Consider the following 22,218-nt stretch of genomic DNA (forward strand, 5'->3'; position numbering starts at 1 on the left):
GCTTGATCCATTTCAGTTTGGGCAGCTTGATATAGCCATCTGAAAGCTTGATGTTGCCATTTACCATATTTGTGGTGTACGACTGTTTCGCCTTGCGGTTTTTGAACTTGGGAAATCCAGCGCGGCCAGAAAAGAAGTGTTGAAATGCTTTCTGCAAATTCAATTGGGCGTTTGCCAGCGCAAGGCTGTCCACTTCTTTTAGCCAAGGAAACTCCTTTTTGTACTTGGCAGGGGTCGGACATGTTTGCTGTTTCAAGGATTCTTGATCGTCCTTGAACTTTTCAAACATTTGTATGCGCTCTTCAAGCATTTTGTTATACACGAAACGGACACAACCGAAGGTTTTGGCGAGCAGTTGTTCTTGTTCTTTTGTTGGGTATAGACGGAACTGATAGGCTTTGTTTGCCATATCGACACCACATCACTTCATACCTTGATTTTCGATATATTTTTTCTATAACTGATTATATTGTAATACACAAAAAAGAGACAATTTTAGGCTATACCTAACCGAAATTCATCTCCCACTTTCACTTCGTTTAGAAGTGGGAGACTTCTTTCGGAAAGATGTTAAAAATAACTTTGAAGCCCAAAAATGATAGATGAGGCAAGACAGAGAAATCCGCCTCGAACGGTCCCCTAATGCCAGTCCTTGAGGCCTTGAGCGCGAGCCCCATCTCCCCCAATGATCCCCATCTGAATCGCCGCAAACGCAAAGCCGAACACACAGAACAGCGTGTTCGGCTTTGGCTGTTGTTACATATAGCCGATGAGAAACACGACAAAACCGGCCAATCCGACCGATGCGACGAAGAGGCCAAAGGCGATCCGTTTCGCGGCTTTGCTCTTTTGGACAACACCATACACGAACAACACGATCGACATGACCAACAAAAGCAAAATGAGAGACGAAATGCTCACGTTCAGCGCTCCTTATCGTGCACTGCCCCTAGGAAAGACAGCGTTTTTCCATCCGTGCCATCATGGCCGTGATTCATCCATCCCCAATAGAACCTCTTCCCGGTTGATGCCGCCCATCGCTCACGCCCCCGCAATTTCTTCCGAATTTCGGTTAATCTCATCGATAATGCGAATAATCTTCCGCGCGTCATCCATGTTGTCTTGAAAGAGTTCAACAATGCTGCCGACGGTTTTAAACGGTTCTTCCTGCAGCACCCGCTTGTCCATGACTCCGTTTTTCACAAAGTAATCGATGATCAATTTGACAAAACGGCTTTGTTGGATGTTCAACCGCTCGCTTGATAAAAATTCGGAAAACGCTTCATTGGCGGCCTGCGGGTCAAGGCCGACGATTTGGCGGACGAGCTTTCTCTGCTTTCCTATTGCCTTTTTTGGCCATTTTCAGTATACCCACCCGGATCAGGAGCGTATACCGCACTCACCCAGTGGTGGGGATTTTCACGGAAAAGATCCATGGGCAATGGTTTGCCCTCCACTCGGGCATGAAAATCACCACTCACCAACGTGGGATTTTCACGGAAATAAGGGAGTATTTTAATTTTACCTCCTATGAATTCAAGATGAACGCTTATAACTTTGCTTTAACAGAAACATTATATATTTTTCTATTTGAAATATTCTATTTTTTATTCTCAGACTCTATCAGTTCTATCATTTTAATAAAATAATTATATACTTCTGTACTTTTATCAAATATGTTTTCTAAGTCTTTTTTCCCACTTTCCAAAACATCTTTTTCCGAAAACTTTTCATTAAAAATAATTGCTAAAGTATATTGCATTTGTGAAGCCACATTTAACATTTGTTTTCCTGTATTTTCTGCTTTTAAATAATCAGAATATACTGATACAAAGTGTTCCGGAAAAACACTAATTAAATAACCATAAAACCACAAATAATCTCCGTCATTTGAATATTTCTCAGTTGCTATTTTAAAGGCATCTAGTAATATATTTTCTGCTTGGTTTAAACATTTTTCTAATTTTGGTGATAATCTTCCCCATTCAGCCATAACATACCAAGTGTAAAAAGAAATTCTGAAAAGATCATATTTCTCAACTGTTTTTAAATAATCTTCATTAATAGCATCAAAAAAAACCTATAAGTTCTTCCCATTTTTCATTTTTTATAATTCTCTCTAACTTATCTAAATCCATTGTACATCATAACCTTTCAAATAATATTCTATTTATTTCTTATTTACCCATGCATCGCTAATTTTCCATATACTATCATTTATCTTTTGAAATGTTACTGTTACTGTTTCTTTCCCAAGATGATGTATAAAATTTTGTGTAAAGGTTTTTCCTTTCCACTCTCGCCTTTTTTCACACGCTTATCAAATTTATTTTTTAACTTCCACAAGATTCTACTTTAAATCCCAAATTTTTATTTTGGATCTACATAAGTATAGGCATAAGGTTTAAGAGAAAAGATCTTCTTTAGGAGATAAACCACCGTAATCCCCATCATAAACCTCTTCTAAAAATCACTTACTTCTAAGTAAACTTACCCTTGTTATAGTCTCTTTTTTAGGATTTTAGATAACTTATCTTCAAAAGACTTGAAGCTATCATATCTCAAAATAAGTTCACAAAGTTCCTTTCGGAAGTTACTCTCATTCCAATTATTTTTCTTAGCCTCAGAAATGAGTACATTAAAGAGAACTTTACCATTCACAAAATAATCTTTGTCATCTTTTGCAACCCCGTTTTTTTTCAAATCCTCCTTTTTGGCATTCTCAATGTTCTTTCTGTATTCATTAAGAAACCAGTCTATCTTTGTTTCATTTTCAAATAAATTATCTCTAATTTCTCTCATTAGATTTTGATCTGGGTTATCAAAAAGTTTTGTTTTTAAATATTTTTCTAAGCTCTCAATTGGCAAAAACAAAACGTCATTTTTATCAATATGAGTCCATTGTCCGTTTCGCTTCTTTTCAATTAGTTTCTTTTCTGCAGCTTGCTTTACATCCCCATCAATGATGCTTAGAAGTTTTACTTTGCTTCCAAGTATACGCTCCTTCAACAAGTTATTATGTAATTCTAAAATATTTTCATATCCACCTACTGGAAGTACCTTGATGAGTTTATTTCTCTTGGCATCGATGTTTTTAAGAAATCTCTCAACAATATTCCATGCTAAATCATCTTCCACTAAAATAATAACATCATGTCTATCGTGCATATATATATCTCTTGTGATATATGCAGGGTAACATGGCGTTTTGCACGTAACGATGTTATTTGCCCCTTTCTCAAGATAGAACAGATTGTTAACATCTAAGTCACGAATTATTTCAATGGAATGCGTTGCAAAATACACTGTTAAATTATATTTTTTTGCAAGATTCTTCATAAATTTAATAAGACGTTTTATTGCTGATGGATGCAGTGCTAATTCGATCTCATCAATTAATATCAACTTGTGTTTTTTATTATTCGTCCTTATTACCAAGTTATATAACAAGTGAAGCAAGTTAATTAACAGGCACTCCCCTGTACTCATAGAGAATTGTGAAATAGTTCCTCTTTCATTACTAAGAAAATACGGAACTCCATCAAAATTATACTTTTCCTTAGCCTTTCTCCTATCAATTCTATATAGTTTTGGGTAATGGTAAATATCACCATGAAGTATTTGACTTAAGCTCTCTGATATAAATTTATCTGCTTCAACTAAGTCACTTTTATCTATATGTAATAACCGTTTATATGAATGATATGTGGTATTCCAAAAACGAGTCCCTCTTGTAATACTGCCTTCTTGAAATCCCTCTAAATCAATCTGCCCATTATTTTCAACTAAACACCAGTTCCCATTTATTGGTTTCCATACTTCATATTTATCCTCAATCTGATACTTGATAGAAGAAGTACTATCGTAATCACCATTCTTAAACATCGCAAATGTTACAGGTCTTTTAATTTTAGGAGCAACAGCCATCATCAATGTGCTTTTCCCTGATCCATTAACCCCTGTTATAGCATATACATCTATACCAAGAGGCATATCTATAGTCATTTTGGAAATTCCCCTAATATTTTCAATTTCAATATGTAATGTCTTTTCCAAATTATCTTCACCTCACATCCTACTATCTCAAGTCGAAAAACAACCTGTATTTAACATAATGGTTAAAAGAAATATTGTAAGTTATCCTTTATAGAGCTGTTTCCTACTTTTATAAAACTCCACCTTCATCAATATATTTCTTCTTTCACATTCCTCTACTTTTACCCTTTTATAATGCTGCTTGTCCTCTAAGTCAACTGTTCCTCACGAACCGTTTTTGATACCATTTTCATCCCTAATTCTTCAAGTTGATGCCTTTGGGTTGCTGTCAAGGGCGGAGTAGCAATAAATAAAAAGTCCTTGGCACGACTTAAAGCAACATACAATATTCTGATGTCATCTTCATTACTATTAATATCTGGATTAAGAAATAATTTTAATAATTCAATTTTATCTAAAAATACAAGAACTGACTCAAACTCTGCCCCTTTTGCCTTATGAATAGTTCTGATTGTGCTTGTTTTTTCTTCAGGAATTTTAAGGTCATTAATTAAATCAGGCGTGTTGATTATCCAATAAAATCCAAAGGGTATAGAAAAAAGAGCACCTTTCCTGTAGAATGTGAGTAGCGACACAAACAAACCCAGGAGGTGCTCTCTATGAACAAGCATACCACACTCCCGAATTTGATGCAAAAACTTGTTTCGGATGAAGAGATTCAACGGATTGCCAAAGCGGTTGGGTATCGTGATTCGTCTCGAACCTTTACGTTGCGCGAGTTGATTCACTTCTTCCTGCTGGCCGCCATGCATCAATGGAAAAGCTTTCGCCACGGAGCCGATGTGGGGCCTCTGTATGGATTGCCGCGATTCCATTATTCAACTGTATCCAAGAAAGCGAAAGAAGTTCCCTATGACATCATGAAACGCTTGTTGGCGTTGATCATTTCCAAGTGCAACCGCCAAACCCGCCGTTCGCTTCGGTTTCCTAAACCGCTTCGGGTGGTGGATTCGACGACCGTCACAGTCGGGAAAAACCGCCTGCCATGGGCGCCGTATCACGGCGAACGCGCCGGAGTGAAGCTGCACGTCGCGTATTCGCCGGAATCCTCGTTGCCGGCAGACGTGGTGGAAACGACCGGGCTGCGTCACGATGGCCCGGTGGGAGAACAGTTGACGAACGCTCAACAAGTGCTGGTGGAAGACCGGGCGTATTTCAAAATCGAACGCCTCGATCGATTTGTGGAGCAGCATCAGCTCTTTGTCATTCGGATGAAGGACAACATCGAACTTCATCAGAAAAAAAGCTTGAAACGCCTTTCCAGCACATCCTCATCGGTTCAAGCCGACTTCACGTGCCAGTTGGGAACGAAACAATACCGCTCCACCAAGCGTCACCGGGTGGTGATCTTTCGAGATGCGAATGGCCGCGACATTCGGGTCGTGACGAACCTCTTCCATGCGTCTGCGGAAACCATTGCCGACATGTACCAACAACGTTGGACTGTTGAGGTCTTTTTCCGTTGGGTGAAGCAATATCTGAATGTTCCGACCTTGTTTGGCACGACGGAAAATGCGGTATACAACCAACTGTTTGCGGCGTTCATCGCGTATGTGTTGCTGCGATGGCTGTATGATCAAATCAAAAAACAGACGAACGTCTCTCTTTCCTTCATTTCGTTCGTTCGCCGTTTTTTCTCTGGGCAGCTTCCTCTCGATTGGAAATCCGGGATGGCCGCTGCTTTGTTTGAGTATGCCCAAATTTATGGAAGGCGTATGTATAATTTTGGATAATCAACACTCGTGAGATTACTTCTATCATCAATCCGACAGAAAGTATTACCGCTTTATACGTGATGAAGAGGAGGAAAACATAAAAAGGAAATACGGTGATTCAGAAGTATTATCATTTATACAAGAAAACTTCGACACACTAAAGGCGCTGATACAAAATTACAAATCATCTTCCTTTCTTCTTCTCGATGAGCGGGTATACCGAAGCAACGCCAATTTTGTAAATAAAAGCATTAAAATGAACAGCGAAATTTACGAGGAATTTAGCAAATTCTGCGAAGATAACTATCCCCAATATCAACTACAGCACCTCGTTGCACAAGCATTGATTGATTTCATGAACAAATATAAGCGATGAAACAACAAAAGAGCCGAAAGCGGCTCTTTTTCTATTCATTCATATCTTCTCTATTCTTCATAGTACTCGTTGTATTATAGAACTCATAAGAATACTGTTTGCCTCGATTTTCTTTGAAATTCGCTTCTCTAACTCATCACAAAGCTCCATAAAATTATTCAATCTTGTAACAATTCTTTTCTGCTCTTCTTTTGGAGGTATTGGAATTAATATCCTCTTGAGTTTTGTTCCATTAAAGTTCGCCTGTCCATTTTGTTGAGTAATATGTGGTTCAATTTGGGTTGTTCTACAAACAGGTGAATTTATAAAATAATTTACATATTCTGGAATTAGATATTCTTTAAATAAACTTACCCTAATCAAATAAGATGCAAAAGTGTATTCATCATCATTCCCTAAGTAGCAACCGCTTTTCCCCACTAACTCATAACTATTTGTACGGTTAAATAAAATATCCCCTTTTTTCAAGTAGAGCCTTGGTAAATCTTCAATAGATTTTTCAACATACTTCAAATCATCGTATACCACTTTACCTCCTTTTATATTATTCATTCGCAACACAGGAACACCCACATTGACTTCTGTAGCCTTGTGCGAAGTTCCATACTCAACAACCTTGCTAAGATTCCCAATTCTTTCCCATTCCCAACCATTTGGCAGTGCATAAGGAATTTCATCGGATGTAATCGGCGGCAGTGGTTTTTCCTTTTTGATTTTTTTTTCGGCAATTAGCCGTTCTTTCTCTTCTTTTATTCTCTGCAACAATACAGAAGCAGGCTCATCGTCTGGATTTTGTCTAACCAATTTTCCTTGCACAGCAAGGATTAATATACTGTGCCGTAATAGGTCAATATCCTCTTTCGTATTACAAAGGTACTCCATGTTTTCAATAGCAAACTGCAAGTCTTCCATTTGCAAAGAATTATTGTAGTCCTGGATTCTTGTAAAGACACTTTTGTTCAATACCTCTGATGCCGTTTGTTTCTTAACAATTTCTTCTAATAATTCATCACACTTTTGGTATAATGCTTCTATTTTCTCTACAATACGTATTTGTTCATTTACTGGAGGTAGAGGAAATAGTTGTTCCTTCAACAATTTGAAATGACGCCCATATCCTCTATCATCTAACTCATAACTTCTTATTACCCAATAAAAATATTTAGGGTATATCGGAGCAAAAGGGCATAATAGTTTTGTACCATCTGCTCCTGGAACAAAATCAAAATCAACGAATTTAACCTCTTTTGTATGGTCGCCGAAGACAGTTATAGGATATTCTATTTTTATCACTGCTTCTTCATTATTCGTGTATCCTGCAATAAATTTCTTCCCCTGATCTATAATCGGGTACTTACCTTCTTCAAGATAATCTTTGCTTTTTAGTGAGTTTTTTGTAGAGAGAGTATAAAATATTTCTACACATTTTACCCACACCCACCCTTTTGGAAGTTCGTATGGAATTTCATCGTTTGCTATAGCTTGAGGTACCTTTGATTTCTTGATTTTTTTTTCAGCAATTAACCTTTCTTTTTCCTTCTCGATCTTCTTCAATAATTCCGATGCAGGTTCATCATTGGGATCTTGTTCCACTAATTTACCTCTCACCGCTAATTTCAAGATAAGCTTCTTCAATTCTTCAACATCTTGCTCGGTTGTAACTGCCTCGTGAAAATGTTGTAATAATGCTTCCACGTCTATACTCCTTTCACGATTGCAGATAGTTCTTCTACCAATCTTTGCTTTATTTCTTTTACTCGCTCAAGAGATTCTTGATACTTTTGCAAAGCAACAGTCGGATCTAAAAGCTGATCTTCCTCGGAATGAGGGTTTTTAATATCCAAATTGTAACCTCTCGCCTTTACCTCTTCGATGGAAACCTTCCACGCATATTCATTTTCTTCTCTATTGTTCCACCATGCTTTTTCTCGCTCGAACTCTTCAATTCGAATCGGCTTTGTCTTGCTGTAAGATTTTTGTCCCTCTGGATATGGATGTTCGTAATACCAAATCTCTTTTGTTGGTTCTCCTTTGGTAAAGAACAGTAGATTCGTGCGAATAGGTGTATACGGCGCAAAAACACCGTTTGGCAGTCGTACAATAGTATGAAGGTTACATTCTTCTAATAGTTTTTCTTTAATTCTCGTCTTTACACCTTCACCAAACAAGAATCCGTCAGGAAGAACAACGGCAGCCCGTCCACCATCTTTCAATAATGTTAGAATCAAAACCATAAACAAATCCGCTGTCTCTTTTGTGCGAAAGCTTGCAGGGAAGTTAGCCTGAATCCCTTCTTCCTCAATCCCGCCAAATGGAGGATTTGTCACGATAACATCTACTTTGTCCTTTGCTCCATAGTCTCTTAAAGGGCGGGATAAAGAATTATCACGGCGTATTTTAGGAATCTCTATATCATGTAAAATTAAGTTTGTCACACTTAAAATATGTGGTAACGGCTTTTTTTCGATACCTAAAAGTGATTCTTGAAGAATTTGAAGTTTTTCTACTGTATCGGCTTGCTTCTTTAAATGAGCTAACGCACTTGTTAAAAACCCACCAGTCCCACATGCAGGATCTAATACTTTTTCTCCGATTTTCGGATTTACCATCTCCACCATAAATTGTGTAACTGCACGAGGTGTATAATACTCCCCTGCGTTTCCAGCGCTTTGTAAATCTCGTAAAAAAGTTTCGTAAAAATCATTAAACAAGTGTCGGTCTTCAGACTTATTGAAATCAATTTCATTGATTTTATTGATAACTTGACGCATCAATGTTCCTGATTTCATATAGTTATAGCTGTCTTGGAAAACTTCTTTAACAATATATCCTCTTGTATTTTCCTCTACATCAGAAAGTTCCTTAAGTGCAGGGAATAATTTGTTATTTACAAACTCCAACAATTCGTCTCCTGTCATTCCCTCGTCATCCGCTGCCCAGTTTCGCCAACGGTACTCCTCTGGAATTGGAGAAACATAATTATCATCTTGGAGTTCTAATTCTACTTCCTTGTCATCAAAAATCTTCAAGAAAATCATCCATACAAGTTGGGCAATACGTTGCGCATCTCCGTCCACTCCTACGTCTTGGCGCATAATGTCTTGAATCGATTTGACTATATTTGCTATGCTCATGGTGCTCCTCCTCTGTTATTGGATTCTAAGCTGATGTATAAATTTGTTGTTCTAATTCTCTAATCGCTTTCAAGTACTGTTGCTTCCCACCAAAACTTTTCACAATCTCTACAAGTGAGCCAAATTGGTCAAACGGAGGCAGTTTAAGCACTTCCATGCTTTCGATATTCTCAATCCCTTGATCAGCGTACTTATCGAGTAAAGCTTCAAGCACCGCTCTGGCTTTATCACCATACTTTGCGAAGTAGTTTCTTTTCTTCACATTCATAGCTCTTTCTTTGCGTGTTAAAGGTTTCATATCAAACGCTACATGACAAATTAAATCAAATGGGTCATAATCCCTGCCTACTTCTTCCTGAAGCTCATCTAATAAAATACCTTGTTCTAACAGCTCTTCAATAATAGCTTGCTTACGTTCTGCACTATTCCATTTTTGCAAAAACTCATCCAAAGAAGCATATTCTTTCTTGATTGTCTTTCTAGTGTAATCCTTTAAGGACTCCGTAATAAGTTTACCATCTTCACTGTAATATTGAACACGTTCGTTAATGACTTGTACTTTAACGTTGTTTACGTAATATGTTTTCACTCCGTTTTCCCCTTCAGTTTCTCCGTTCATATTCTCCCCTTCCCCTACAAAATCAATAGGAGAAACTGACGAAATGTCATTGTCATTATCACTATCATCTTCCTCTACATCTGGAGGAATTAGAGAATCCCCATCTTTTGATTCATATATCTGAACAGGATCTCCGTCGAATGCAGGGTCAGCAAATAAATTCGTTACTCCCCGAAAGTCCATGATTGTAAAAGAAAATTTATTGTACTCTTCATTTACACGAGTACCTCTTCCGATTATTTGCTTAAATTCGGTCATAGAATTAATATTTGCATCAAGAACAATAAGCTTGCATGTTTGTGCATCTACCCCCGTCGTCATCAGTTTTGACGTAACTGCTATGACTGGGTAAGTACTTGCAGGATCAATAAAGTTATCAAGTTCTGCCTTTCCTTCCTCGTTGTCTCCTGTAATTCGCATAACATATTTGTGGTTTTTGGCAACTAAATCGCTATTTTCATTCGCTAATGCCTGCCTCATCCGCTCGGCATGTTCAATATTGTTACAAAAAACAATTGTTTTCTGATAGCGATCTGTCTTTTTCAGATACTCTGTTATTTTTTTTGCGACTATTTTAGTACGTTCTTCTAATACAAGATTGCGATCAAAATCTTTTACATTATATATACGGTCTTCAATCACTTGTCCGTATTTATCTTTCATTCCCTTGGATGGTCGCCAACCTTCCACATCTTTATCAATGGTGTATCTAATTACCTTGTAAGGAGCAAGAAAACCGTCTTCAATTCCTTGCTTTAAACTATAGGTATAAATTGGTTCTCCAAAATAATGAATATTAGACACGTCTTTTGTTTCTTTTGGAGTAGCAGTAAGACCGATTTGTGTCGCAGGAGAAAAATACTCTAGAATCTCTCGCCATGCCGAGTCTTCTCTGGCACTTCCACGGTGACATTCATCGACAATAATTAAGTCAAAGAAATCAGGAGAGAATTCCTTATAAATATTCTTCCAATCTTCAGACCCAGACACTCCTTGATAAAGGGCAAGGTAAATCTCATAAGATTTATCTACTTTTCTATTTTTTATTTTCGTCATTTTGTCTCCAAAGTGTTTAAAATCATTTGCCATCGTTTGATCCACTAAGATATTTCGATCCGCAAGAAACAAAATACGCTTTTTCATTTTGGACTTCCATAATCTCCAAATGATTTGAAAAGCAGTCAACGTCTTACCTGTTCCTGTAGCAAGAACAAGTAAAATGCGATTTTGTCCTTTAGCAATCGCTTCCACAGTTCGGTTAATAGCAATTCTTTGATAGTATCGAGGAGCTTTACCACTTGGATCCACAAAATAATCTTGAGTAATAATCTTTTCTTCTCTTTCCGTGATTCCTTTCCATCGTTTGTACCGCTTCCACAACTCTTGAGGAGATGGAAATTGATCCATAGGTATTTCTTTTTCAATGAGATGGCTTTGACCTGTTCTGTCGTGAAAAAGAAATGCCTTTCCATTTGAACTAAAAACAAATGGAATATCTAAAATCTTAGCATATTCCAGTGCCTGTTGCATCCCGTCACCAACGGAATGCTTATCATCTTTTGCTTCAATAATTGCAAGCGGAAGATGTGGCTTATAGTACAAAATATAATCCGCTCTCTTTGCCTTTTTACGAGTATGCATCTTTCCCTTGACTACAATACGCCCTGCAGTAAACGTAACCTCTTCCCGTATTTGTTTATGTAAATCCCAGCCTGCCTTAACCAAGGCTGGCGTGATAAACTTGGTACAAATATCCCTTTCTGTATAACCACTCTTTTTCAATAAAAATCCCCTCCATTTCATCTTTATTACTTTTTGTCAAGTGTCTTTAAACTCATTTTACCAAACATTTTAATATAGTTTAGATGTTTTTCTTTCTTTTAACTGTAATCAATACAAACAAAATGGATTTTTCATAAACGATGGAAAATATTTCCTATTTTTAGAGATTAGAATAGGGTTAATTTTGAGGGCTTTTAATTGAGTGAGGAATTTGCGGAAGTAGTAGCGGGTATACTTCTGTTTTGCTGACTCAATACCGTGTCGTGAAACATATTTCAAAAACTCAATGAGCTGTTCTTTCTCTTTTTTTGTGAGACTGCTTTGATTAATTCGAATTCTCGCTTTGTTAATCTTGTAGTAGTCTCCTTCATAAAGTAAGGCACCAAGATATTTTGACATATAGTGTCTATCCTGAAAACACCATTTAAGATAAAAAACGGAGCCCACCTAGCCTTCGGAATCGTATTCCAAAGGAAGGTATTTCAGTATATATATGGTTAATAAGTGCTATGCACTCGTTTTTTCTATATAGACTCCCATGACAAAAAAATTTCGTCACCATCGGAAGGATGAAAAGACCTCTATGTTGAATTTTACAACTTTACACATTTTGGAGTTCGGGTATTTTCAGGATAGATGCACCTTGAAAAGTTAACTTCTGGATTACACTGCACACCCTAGGCGTTGTAGCACTTCCTTCGGGCGTTCATGGATGTAGTCCACAAACCGGGCAATGGCTTGGGAGATATCGTTTTGATCTTTGTGAAACACATTGGCAATGACAGTGTCTTTCAGCCATTTCCACAAGCGTTCGATCGGGTTCAGTTGCGGAGAATACGGAGGAGGAAGGTAAATGAAGTGAAAACTCCGTCCTTCTTCCCGCAAAAACTCTCTCACCATTTTGGCATGATGAATTCGGGCGTTATCCAGCACCAAGACGATGAGACGATCCGGGTAACGCTCTTTGAGAACCCGCAGGAAATCCAAAAACGTTGTCGCATTGGCCGCTCCTGCTTGATAAAGAACTGTTTCGCCATCATGGACGTTAACGGCGTCAAACAGCGATACGTGAGCATGATGGCCGAACGTCGGCACTTGCTTTTGACGGCCAACCTCTGACCATGTCGTACGCAACACATGATACGATCGGATATGCGTTTCATCGATGTACAACAGGACGGAATCTGGATTGATTAAGTTTTTTTTATTAGATCCATTTGTTTTTCGAAGTGTTTTTGCCGATCCGGATCTCCTTTCGCCAACGTGTAAGTCGGCCGGGTCCACGAAAGCCCTTTTCGATGCAAGAGTTTTCGCAAGGCTTCGCGGGACATGGAGATGCCATAATGGTGGTGTACATAGGATTGAAGGATCTTCGTATTCCACGCCGAAGCGATGTCCCAGCCTAGCTCCGCGGGTGTCGTGGTCAACACAAGGTGTTTGATCTCTTCCTGCTGTTCTTCGGTGAGAAACGGCTCTCGCCCAGGGGCAAAATCCCGATGAAGCAGGAGTTCCAGGCCCCCTTCGTTAAACAGCGACACATAATGAGAAACGGTTTGGCGGCACACGTTGACCATGGAGGCCACGTCTTTGCCCAAATAGCCTTCCATGACCAGGCGGACGGCCATCACACGTTGGCGGAGATGAGCGTTTTTGATCTTCCGTTCCTGCTTGCGGAGTTTCCGGGGCGTCCATCCATGGTTGTCGGTGATGTTGAGACGTTTCATGCAGAATTCCGCTCCTTTCCCATGCTTTTCCTTAGGAGCAGTATAACCAGAGTGGGCACCGCTTATGCGAAGGTTAACTTTTCAATGAGCATGTATATAGAAAGCATTTGCGGCGTAGGAATCATAAAAATCGCATCTCCCATATACTTGGCATATGCAGAATTTTTATTACCATGCAAGCTCTTAATAAAAGGGAATACTTCCTTAGATATGATTCCATACATTTGTGAATCTTCTGGATTTTTAAACTTGCTCCAACGCAAGTGTTGTTTATCTTCAGGAAAGATTCATTCAAAATCAATACCTAACAGAACAGCCTCTTGTTCATTTTTCGTTTCCACTTCATCAAGACCTTTAATAAACAAAAGGTATGTAAACTGCTCAATAACCGTCAGCGGGTTCGTAATGCCGCCTGTCCAAAACGTTTCCCATATTTTATCGACTTTATGGCGCAATTCGCCTGTGAGCATGGCTTCTATGTACCTCCTTGTGATTTCCAATCTCTATTATATACGGTTTTCGATACAAAAAGGGGAAGAAAAATACGTTTTATGCCGGTTGACGCTCAGGAAGACGGAGAATGTCTTTCTTTGTGGAACAAAGAAACTCCCACTGTGCTTTGTTATGAAGAGGGAATCGTTCACCATAACCGTTCGAGGAACACTTGCAAGTGTTGTGGATTCTCAATAGGATGGATCTCATCCAGCCCCCAGTTTTGCAGGCGGATGAAATCTTTATCATGTCATTCGTGTCGTCATGGCCGTTTGCCCAATTCGACTGCAAACAACAAGGCCGGATCCACCGGCCCGTTGTCTTATCTCAACCGAATTTTCGCCACACACTCCACATGCGCCGTGTGCGGAAACATGTCCACTGGCTGGACTTCGATCGTTTCGTAGCCGCCGTCTTCTAGGATGCGCAAGTCGCGGGCGAGCGTCGCCGGGTTGCACGAGACGTAGACGACGCGCGGCGGTTTCATGGCGATGATCGTCTCAAGCAGCGCGGCGTCACAGCCTTTGCGCGGCGGGTCAACGACCAAGCAGTCGGCGCGGATGCCTTCTTGATACCAACGCGGGATGACGTCTTCGGCGGCGCCGACTTCGAAGGTGACGTTTTGGATGCCGTTGAGTTTGGCGTTGCGCTTGGCGTCTTCGATCGCTTCGGGGACGATTTCGACGCCGTAGACGTGTTTCGCTTTACGCGCCAAAAAGAGCGAGATCGTGCCGATGCCGCAGTAGGCGTCGATCACCGTCTCCCGCCCGGTCAACTCCGCGTATTCGAGCGCTTTGTCATACAGCACTTTCGTCTGTTCGGGGTTGACTTGGTAAAACGAGCGGGCCGAGATGGCGAATTGAATGCCGCCGATGCGGTCGGTGATGAACTCGCTTCCCCATAACACCCGCGTTTTGGCGCCGAAAATGACGTTCGTCCGCTCGGGGTTGACGTTTTGCACGATCGATTTCACGCCCGGAATGGCGCGGACGATGTCACGGACAATGTCCTGTTCGTGAGGCAGATAGTCCGTGCGGGTGACGAGAACGACCATCACCTCGCCTGTTGCCGCGCCGTAGCGGGCGACAATATGGCGAAGAACGCCCTTGTGCGTAGCTTCGTCGTATGGGGGAATACCATAGCGCTCGGCGATGCGCTTCACGGCCTGGACGACGACATCGTTCGCCTCTTGCTGGATGAGGCAGGCGTCCATATCGATGATTTCATGCGTCCGCTCCTTGTAAAAGCCCGCCACCAAGCCCCCTTCGCGCTCGCCAACGGGCACTTGCGCCTTGTTTCGATACCGCCATGGGTTCTTCATCCCGATGACGGGATGGACGGTGACGCCTTCTAGCTTGCCGATGCGGGCGAGCACTTCTTTCACCTGCTTTTCCTTCGCTTTCAGCTGGCCTTCGTAGCTGAGGTGTTGCAGCTGGCAGCCGCCGCATTGGCGATAGACGGGGCACGGCGGCTCAACGCGGTCGGGGCTTGGTTCGTACAGCTCCACGAGGCGGCCGTACCCATACCCTTTTTTCACTTTGATCGCTTTCACCTTCGCCCGCTCGCCGGGAAGCGCGTGTTTCACAAACAACGGAAAACCGTCGACTTTCGCCACCCCGAGCCCGTCGTGGGTCAAATCGGTGAATGTGACGTCATAATACTCGTTTTTGGCGACTGGTGGTTGCTGCTTCGTCATGTCGTTCTCCTTTCTGCCGTTCCTCTGTATATGTAGCGTGCCCTTTATAGGGGAAAGGCATAAGAAAAGAACAGGCTTATCTTCCTGTTCTCACTTGTTCTGCCTTTTCTTTTGGCATCAATACGTCAATATGGCGGCGCAAATTGACGAACTCCCCTGGAAGCATGCCGCCGAATTCGCCGTCTAAGTTCAGCTGCATCGGCGAGTGCACTTTCACCCGGTTCGCTTTCGTGTAAATGACGTGTGGGTCGTTGATGTGCTCGCCGCGCGCCGCGAGGGTGACAAGGCGGATGAATTCGGCCAAGTTCGTTTTCTTGACGATGATAAAATCGAACAGGCCGTCATTCAATGATGAATCGGGTGCCAGTTTTTCAAACCCGCCGACCGAGTTCGTGAGCGAAACCAAAAACATCATAATCTCGCCTTCGAACAGTTTGCCGTCATACTCGATTTGCGCTTCGGTCGCCTTGATGGACGGCAACATCTCGATCCCTTTCAAGTAATAGGCGAGCTGGCCAAGCATCGTTTTCAGCTTGCTCGGCACTTCGTAGGTGAGCTCGGTCAGGCGCCCGCCGCCCGCGATGTTGATGAAATAGCGCGTTTTGTCTTCGTTTGTCACACAGCCGATGTCAATCGGGACGGGCTCGCCCGTGGCGATCACGTCGCACGCCCCTTCAATCGAACGGGGCACGCCGATGGCGCGGGCGAAATCGTTCGTCGTCCCAACGGGAATGACGCCCAGTGTCGGCCGATGCGGCTGATCGGCGATGCCGTTGACGACTTCATTGATCGTTCCGTCGCCCCCTGCGGCGACAACGAGATCAAATTCCCGCAGGACGGCCTGGCGCGCTGCTTCCGTCGCATCCCCCGGCCCTTCGGTGGCGTGGCACGACGTTTCATAGCCCGCCTTTTCCAACCGCACGAGCACATCAGGCAAATGGCGCTTAAACAGCTCCCGCCCTGATGTCGGGTTATAAATGATTCGAGCTCGTTTCATTATTCTCAACCTACTTCCTTTTTTCCATTCCACCCGTTCCCATCATAACGAAACAACGCTTCATGCGCAACTCCGACGAATGTCGTGAACAAGGCGGCGAGAAACAGCGCCCTCGGGTTCAAGCGAAGGGCGCTGTGGGAGGATAGGCATCATTCTGTTGTCTTCGCCTCTTGGGACGATGCTGGCGCACCGAGCGGCTGGACATGGGCCGCTCCACCCTGGGCGATGCTCTCAAGCAGCTGCTTCACATCGATGCCGGTCGACGCTTTCAACGTCTCCTGCAAGCTCGCCATTAAGTTCGTCGCATAGCCCGTGACGCGGTTGGCGCCGCCTCCCGCTCCTGAGCCGGTGTCGACGATCGTCAGCTTCTCGATGTTCGCAAGCGGGCTCGCCACTTGTTTCGCATACTCCGGAAGCATCTTGATGATCATGTCGAGCACCGCAGCCTGGCCATAGCGCTCGAACGCTTCGGCGATCTTTTGTTTCGCTTCCGCTTCGGCGAGGCCTTTCAGTCGGATGATTTCCGCTTCCGCTTCCCCTTTCGCTTTCTCCGCCTCGGCTTTTGCCAACCCGTCGAGTCGGACGCGCTCCGCTTCCGCTTTCGCCAGCGTTTCGACGCGGTACTTTTGCGCATCGGCTTCGGCGATTTGTTTCGCCTTTTCCGCCGCCGCTTTTTGTTCGATCGCATAGCGCTCGGCATCGGCTTTTTTCTTCACTTCCGAGTCGTATTGGCGCTCGCGGCGCAAAATTTCTTTTTCTTCGAGCTCGATTTGTTTTTGCCGCTCGATGATTTTGATTTGCATTTGTTGGGCCATCACTTCTTGTTTCGCCTTCGCTTCCTCCAAATGATACGCCTGGTCGGCGCGCGCTTTGGCGATGTCTTGTTCGCGGCGGAACTCGGCGAGCTTCAGTTGGTTGATTTTCTCCGCTTCGGCGATTTCCGTCAGCCGCTCGAGCTCGGCTTTGCGCGCTTCCTTGTCCGCTTCGGCGCGCTTGATGCGCGTCTCTTTTTCCGCCTCGGCTGTTGCGATGTCGGCGTCGCGCTTCACTTGGGCGATGCGCGGTTTCCCGAGTGCATCAAGGTAGCCGTTTTTGTCGCGCACGTCTTTGATCGTAAACGAGACGATGACGAGCCCCATTTTCGCCAAATCTTGCGACGCGACACGCTGCACTTCTTGCGAAAACTTGTCGCGGTTTTTGTAAATTTCCTCCACCGTCATCGATCCGAGAATGGAGCGAAGGTGGCCTTCCAACACTTCCCGCGCTTCATTTTCCATATCTTGTCTTGTTTTCCCTAAAAACTGCTCGGCCGCGGTCGCGATTTCGCCGATTGAGCTGCCGACTTTAATGATTGCCACCCCATCCGCCATCACGGGCACGCCTTGTTCGGTGTACACCTCGGGCGTTTGCACGTCAAGCTTGATCGACAATAGGCTCAGCGGCTCAGCCTGTTGGAAAATCGGCACGACGAACGTGCCGCCGCCGCGGACGATTTTGATTTTGTTTCCCGATTCATCGACATGAACGTTTTTGCTTCCTAAGTAGCTGCCCGTCACAATGAGCGCCTCATCCGGCCCGACGGTGCGGTAGCGGGCGATAAAAATGGCAATAAGGCCGACAAGAAGCAAGACGACGACGCCGATCACGACAAGCCATGGCGCAATAGTCATCACTTTTTCCCCTTTCTCTGTTTAAATCAAAGCATGATACGGATCGCGCTTCGCCACTACAGCGATGCCGTTTTCCATTTGCACGATGACGACTTCTTCCCCCGCAGCGATTTCCTCGCGATGGAGGCTTTTCGCTGGTTTCGCCACCGCCCCGCTTTTGCGGGAGATGAGAATTTCACCAAACCCATCAGGCGGCACCGGGACGATCACTTTGGCGAGCGTTCCCTCCAAATCGGCGTCCGTATATCCAAGTGACGCCTCAGCCGAACGGAGCGGCAAAAAAACGAAAAAGTGCAACAGCAACACAGCAACAAGCGCCACACCGATGGCAAGCCACAGAACCAAGCTCGATGCCCAGTCTGTGTACCATTCCGCCAGCAATCCGACCGCGCTGCCAACAATGAAAAACGATAAAATGAGCTGCGGGCTAAACAGCGGATGATCAGCCACATCGAACAAACCGTCAAGCACATCGCTGAAGAAAAAATACAAAACCGTCAACAACGCACTGACGACAAGCACCCATCCGTACACAACTTCAGGCGAATGGCTGAACAACTCCCCTCCCTCCTTTCCCCTTCGCTTATACATACGGCGAAGGCAGCCGTTGGTTTCATCATTTTTCCAATGTCATCAAAATTCGACAATCCTCCCTGATTTCCTTCTTCTAACAGCAGAAAAAATGCAGGGAGACCGGCAGGATTTTGCATAGTGCAAGGCGAATCAAGCTATGCGAATCTAAAAACATATCGGGAGGGAGACCATGTCAGAAACGCGCATTGACCACGATCGGCTGTTTAAAGAGTTGTTGAGCACCTTTTTTGAAGAATTTGTTCTCCTCTTCTTTCCTCACGTACACGAACAGATTGACTTTCACTACCTTTCCTTTTTATCAGAAGAAGTGCTGACCGATGTCACCGCGGGTGAAAAACATCGAGTCGATTTATTGGTCGAGACGAAGCTGAGAGGAGAAGATGGACTGATCGTCGTCCACATCGAACATCAAAGCTACATCCAATCCTCGTTTTCAGAGCGAATGTTCATTTATTTCAGCCGCTTGTTTCAAAAACACCGCCGCCGCATTCTTCCGATCGCCATCTTCAGCTATGATGCCATCCGCGATGAACCATCTTCATTCACCGTTTCGTTTCCGTTTTTGACCGTTCTCGATTTCCGTTTTTTGACGGTGGAATTGTCCAAACTCCCATGGCGCACATACATCCGCCATGACAACCCGGTCGCTGCCGCCCTGTTAAGCAAAATGGGGTATAATGAAGAGGAGAAGGTGGAAGTGAAAAAGGAATTTTTGCGCATGCTCGCCCGCCTCGAGCTCGATGAGGCGAGACAGCGTCTGTTGTTCGGCTTTTTCGAAACGTATTTGCGGTTATCGGAGGAAGAAGAAGTCCGACTGCGAGATGAGGTGAAGACCATGGAGGAGAAGGAGGCTGCCAAAGTCATGGAACTTATCGTGTCATACGAACAGAAAGGCATGGAAAAGATCCATGGACAACGTTTTGCCCTCCACCCGGGGATGAAAATGACCGCTGAAGGCGCATGTATTTTCACGGAAAAAGGAATGGAAAAAGGAATAGAGAAAGGAATGGAGAAAGCAAAGTTGGATGTTGCGAAACGAATGTTGGCAAAAGGATTTGATGCTGACACGATCCATGAACTGACCGGACTGCCGCTGGAAACGATTGAACAATTGAAGCCATGAGAAGGCAAACCCCTTCTCCCTGAATCATTCGGGTTGCCGCCCCCCATTTCTCCAAACTTTGGAACATCTTCAGGGAGAAGGTCTTTTCATCGTTCTTCGCTTTATTCCTCTGAAATCCCCAGCCGCTCCAACTCCCGCCCAAGCTGCCCCGTAAGCATGAGCCCGTACATGCGAAAATCGGCCCGAAGCGACCAAAACGGATGGCCGAAGGTGGCGGGCTTGTTTCCTTCAATGAAAAAGTGGCTGAACCAGGCGAGCGCATAGGCGGCCACTGGAGCGCCGAGCAGCCACCACGCATTCCTCGTCACGATCGCAATGATCACAAACAAAAACACGAAGCTCGTTCCGACAAAATGCCAGCGCCTTGTCGCCCGTTTGCGGTGCTGAGTCAAATAAAATGGCCAAAACTCTTCATAATCGCGGAATTCCATCTCCCTTTCCCCCTTTGATGGATGCGGCGCGCCGCCCACGAATGCCGCGAACGAGCAGCACCCAGTACCCGATCATGTACAGAAACAGCACAAGCGACAGCCACGCCCACCATTGCCCTTCGATGAGGGATTGCTGCCAGTAGGCGAACGGATCGACGCCGACCCTGGCGATCGTGTGAAAATTGTTCAGAAAAAAGAGCGGCACTGCGATCACCGCAACGAGCGAATACAAGCGGCGAACCGTTCCTTTCACTAGCATCGCCACACCGACAATCAAGGTGGCCATGCACATAATGTAGTACAACACGGACATCCATAGCGGCGCACTCGGGCCCATTTCAAATCCCTTTTCATCCGTCATAATGGCCATATTCGATGAGAACCAAAAGAGTTCCTTCCTGTTAGAACGATGTTCCCTTCCTCTGTGAGGGAGCGGCTGCTCAAGTTCAACACACATTTGGCCTGCACCCACAAAGCTCCCCTTCATAATGAATTGTGTTTTCAAGTTGCGGGAAAGAGTGTGGGAACACAGAAGGACGTAACTCTTAGAACGGGATCTCCTCCATTTTTGGGATCATGCCCGCTCAGCTGCAGTCAGTTCGCTTTTGTTATGTTTAGCACTTGAGAATCAATACCTAATTTCTATATACATGCAACATGAAGAGTTAACTTCTCAGTCATCCTGCACACCCTAAGCGTTGCAGCACTTCCTGCGGACGTTCGTGGATGTCGTCCGCAAACCGAGCAATGGCCTGGACGATATCGTTTCGATGTTTGTGAAACACATTGGCGATCACGGTGTCTTTCAGCCATTTCCACAAGCTGAATGCGGGCGTGATCCAACACCAAGACGATGAGACGGTCTGGATCGCGCTCTTTGAGCATTCTCAAGAAATTCAAGAACGTCGCGGCATTGGCGCGGCAGTCGTTTGATGAAGCACCGTTTCGCCATCGTGGATGTTGACCGCGCCAAACCGCGATACGTGGGCATGATGGCCGAACGTCGGCACTTGTTTTTGGCGGCCGACTTCCGACCATGTGGACCGCAAGACATGGTAAGAGCGGATATGGGTTTCATCGATGTACAGAAGAACGGCATCTTCTGTCTCCTTGGTGATCAAGTTTTTTTTATCAGATCCATTTGTTTTTCAAATTGCTTTTGCTCATCCGGATTTCCTTTCGCCAGTGTGTACGTCGGTCGTGTCCACGACAGCCCTTTGCGGTGCAGGAGTTTTCGCAACGCTTCGCGGGAAATGGAAACACCGAATTGCTTTGCGACATAGGATTGCAGGAGTTTGGTGTTCCACGCCGAAGCCACATCCCGCCCCAGTTCGGCGGGAGTGGTGGTCAACACAAGCTGTTTGATCTTTTCCTGCTGTTCTTCGGTGAGAAACGGCTCCCGCCCGGGGGCGAAATCCCGATGAAGCAGGAGTTCAAGGCCGCCTTCGTTGAACAGCGACACATAATGGGAAACGGTTTGTCGGCACACGTTGACCATGGAGGCCGCTTCTTTGCCCGAATAGCCTTCCATGACGAGGCGAACGGCCATCACCCGTTGGCGAAGAAGGGTGTTTTTGATTTTCCGTTCCTGTTTGCGAAGTGTCCGAGGTGTCCATCCGTGATCGTTGGTGATTTTGAGACGTTTCATGCAGAATTCCGCTCCTTTTCCATACTTTTCCTTAGGGACAGTATAACCGGAGTGGGCACCGCTTATGCGAAGGTTAACTTTTCAATGAGCATGTATATACAATGAATGGTCAAAACATCAGCAACAATCTGCTGATCCATTCATGTAACGAACATACCAGG

Annotated in this window: 21 protein-coding genes and 2 pseudogenes; 2 read left to right on the top strand and 21 right to left on the bottom strand. The window is 44.1% G+C overall.

Annotated features, from left to right (window positions below; all coding sequences use genetic code 11):
• The 6 genes and pseudogenes from ETC02_RS11975 to ETC02_RS12000 all read right to left on the bottom strand — a co-directional run.
• A partial coding sequence (locus ETC02_RS11975; protein ID WP_171698288.1) for an RNA-guided endonuclease TnpB family protein occupies positions 1 to 409 on the bottom strand: 409 nt, incomplete at its 3' end.
• A gap of 347 nt (positions 410 to 756) precedes the next feature.
• Positions 757 to 921, bottom strand: a complete 165-nt coding sequence (locus tag ETC02_RS11980; protein WP_015373875.1) for a hypothetical protein — start codon at positions 919 to 921, stop codon at positions 757 to 759.
• 120 nt (positions 922 to 1,041) lie between these two features.
• Positions 1,042 to 1,329 (bottom strand): annotated as a pseudogene (locus tag ETC02_RS11985) (type I restriction-modification enzyme R subunit C-terminal domain-containing protein); the annotation flags it as partial.
• Positions 1,330 to 1,600: 271 nt separating this feature from the next.
• Positions 1,601 to 1,993 (bottom strand): hypothetical protein, encoded by a 393-nt coding sequence (locus ETC02_RS11990; protein ID WP_253264137.1) that lies wholly within the window; start codon positions 1,991 to 1,993, stop codon positions 1,601 to 1,603.
• Positions 1,994 to 2,499: 506 nt separating this feature from the next.
• The gene (locus ETC02_RS11995; protein WP_253264138.1) at positions 2,500 to 4,056 is read right to left on the bottom strand and encodes an ATP-dependent nuclease; all 1,557 of its coding nucleotides are present in this window, start codon (positions 4,054 to 4,056) and stop codon (positions 2,500 to 2,502) included.
• A gap of 188 nt (positions 4,057 to 4,244) precedes the next feature.
• Positions 4,245 to 4,667 carry a 3'-5' exonuclease gene (locus ETC02_RS12000; RefSeq protein ID WP_050368160.1) on the bottom strand — a complete coding sequence of 141 codons (423 nt, stop codon included), beginning with the start codon at positions 4,665 to 4,667 and terminating at the stop codon, positions 4,245 to 4,247.
• On the opposite strand from ETC02_RS12000, the gene ETC02_RS12005 reads away from it, so the two are divergent.
• Positions 4,656 to 5,789, top strand: a complete 1,134-nt coding sequence (locus tag ETC02_RS12005) for an IS4 family transposase (protein WP_171698289.1) — start codon at positions 4,656 to 4,658, stop codon at positions 5,787 to 5,789. The genes ETC02_RS12000 and ETC02_RS12005 overlap by 12 nt on opposite strands.
• 415 nt (positions 5,790 to 6,204) lie before the next feature.
• On the opposite strand, the gene ETC02_RS18400 is transcribed toward ETC02_RS12005, so the two are convergent.
• From ETC02_RS18400 to ETC02_RS12060, 11 genes and pseudogenes are all read right to left on the bottom strand, one after another.
• Positions 6,205 to 7,842, bottom strand: coding sequence for a restriction endonuclease subunit S (locus ETC02_RS18400; protein ID WP_050368159.1), 1,638 nt, complete (start codon positions 7,840 to 7,842; stop codon positions 6,205 to 6,207).
• Between the two features lie 2 nt (positions 7,843 to 7,844).
• Positions 7,845 to 9,281 (bottom strand): type I restriction-modification system subunit M, encoded by a 1,437-nt coding sequence (locus ETC02_RS12015; protein WP_063210887.1) that lies wholly within the window; start codon positions 9,279 to 9,281, stop codon positions 7,845 to 7,847.
• 25 nt (positions 9,282 to 9,306) lie between these two features.
• On the bottom strand, positions 9,307 to 11,682 hold the full coding sequence (gene hsdR, locus ETC02_RS12020; protein WP_253264139.1) for an EcoAI/FtnUII family type I restriction enzme subunit R: 2,376 nt from the start codon (positions 11,680 to 11,682) through the stop codon (positions 9,307 to 9,309).
• 108 nt (positions 11,683 to 11,790) lie between these two features.
• Positions 11,791 to 12,081: a hypothetical protein gene (locus ETC02_RS12025; RefSeq protein ID WP_050368157.1), complete on the bottom strand. Its 291-nt coding sequence runs from the start codon at positions 12,079 to 12,081 to the stop codon at positions 11,791 to 11,793.
• A 264-nt stretch (positions 12,082 to 12,345) separates the two neighbouring features.
• A complete protein-coding gene (locus ETC02_RS12030) occupies positions 12,346 to 12,855 on the bottom strand; it encodes an IS630 family transposase (RefSeq protein ID WP_253264140.1) in 510 nt (169 codons plus the stop codon).
• Positions 12,856 to 12,875: 20 nt separating this feature from the next.
• Entirely contained in the window at positions 12,876 to 13,406 is a 531-nt protein-coding gene (locus ETC02_RS12035; protein ID WP_050368156.1) for a helix-turn-helix domain-containing protein, read from the bottom strand.
• Between the two features lie 101 nt (positions 13,407 to 13,507).
• Positions 13,508 to 13,876 (bottom strand): annotated as a pseudogene (locus tag ETC02_RS12040) (type I restriction-modification system subunit M N-terminal domain-containing protein); the annotation flags it as partial.
• A gap of 344 nt (positions 13,877 to 14,220) precedes the next feature.
• Positions 14,221 to 15,594, bottom strand: a complete 1,374-nt coding sequence (gene rlmD, locus ETC02_RS12045; protein WP_063210885.1) for a 23S rRNA (uracil(1939)-C(5))-methyltransferase RlmD — start codon at positions 15,592 to 15,594, stop codon at positions 14,221 to 14,223.
• A 76-nt stretch (positions 15,595 to 15,670) separates the two neighbouring features.
• Positions 15,671 to 16,591, bottom strand: a complete 921-nt coding sequence (locus ETC02_RS12050; protein WP_015373870.1) for a diacylglycerol kinase — start codon at positions 16,589 to 16,591, stop codon at positions 15,671 to 15,673.
• Positions 16,592 to 16,740: 149 nt separating this feature from the next.
• On the bottom strand, positions 16,741 to 18,261 hold the full coding sequence (locus ETC02_RS12055; protein WP_044745343.1) for a flotillin lipid rafts scaffold protein FloT: 1,521 nt from the start codon (positions 18,259 to 18,261) through the stop codon (positions 16,741 to 16,743).
• 21 nt (positions 18,262 to 18,282) lie between these two features.
• A complete protein-coding gene (locus tag ETC02_RS12060; protein ID WP_050368154.1) occupies positions 18,283 to 18,819 on the bottom strand; it encodes an NfeD family protein in 537 nt (178 codons plus the stop codon).
• Positions 18,820 to 19,024: 205 nt separating this feature from the next.
• On the opposite strand from ETC02_RS12060, the gene ETC02_RS12065 reads away from it, so the two are divergent.
• The gene (locus ETC02_RS12065) at positions 19,025 to 19,978 is read left to right on the top strand and encodes an Rpn family recombination-promoting nuclease/putative transposase (RefSeq protein ID WP_171698290.1); all 954 of its coding nucleotides are present in this window, start codon (positions 19,025 to 19,027) and stop codon (positions 19,976 to 19,978) included.
• 101 nt (positions 19,979 to 20,079) lie between these two features.
• Here the strand turns inward: ETC02_RS12065 and ETC02_RS12070 are convergent, their stop codons facing one another.
• The 4 genes from ETC02_RS12070 to ETC02_RS12085 form a co-directional block, all read right to left on the bottom strand.
• Positions 20,080 to 20,409 carry an Mpo1-like protein gene (locus ETC02_RS12070; RefSeq protein ID WP_050368152.1) on the bottom strand — a complete coding sequence of 110 codons (330 nt, stop codon included), beginning with the start codon at positions 20,407 to 20,409 and terminating at the stop codon, positions 20,080 to 20,082.
• Positions 20,390 to 20,746, bottom strand: coding sequence for a hypothetical protein (locus ETC02_RS12075; RefSeq protein WP_225995674.1), 357 nt, complete (start codon positions 20,744 to 20,746; stop codon positions 20,390 to 20,392). The genes ETC02_RS12070 and ETC02_RS12075 overlap by 20 nt, the downstream gene beginning before the upstream one ends.
• A 559-nt stretch (positions 20,747 to 21,305) precedes the next feature.
• The gene (locus ETC02_RS12080) at positions 21,306 to 21,530 is read right to left on the bottom strand and encodes a transposase (RefSeq protein WP_049625057.1); all 225 of its coding nucleotides are present in this window, start codon (positions 21,528 to 21,530) and stop codon (positions 21,306 to 21,308) included.
• Positions 21,527 to 22,057 carry an IS630 family transposase gene (locus ETC02_RS12085; protein ID WP_050368151.1) on the bottom strand — a complete coding sequence of 177 codons (531 nt, stop codon included), beginning with the start codon at positions 22,055 to 22,057 and terminating at the stop codon, positions 21,527 to 21,529. Before ETC02_RS12085 ends, ETC02_RS12080 begins: the two co-directional genes overlap by 4 nt.
• Positions 22,058 to 22,218 lie beyond the last annotated feature (161 nt).

The sequence above is a fragment of the Geobacillus sp. DSP4a genome (genome assembly GCF_013096875.1).
Taxonomy (GTDB): domain Bacteria; phylum Bacillota; class Bacilli; order Bacillales; family Anoxybacillaceae; genus Geobacillus; species Geobacillus thermophilus.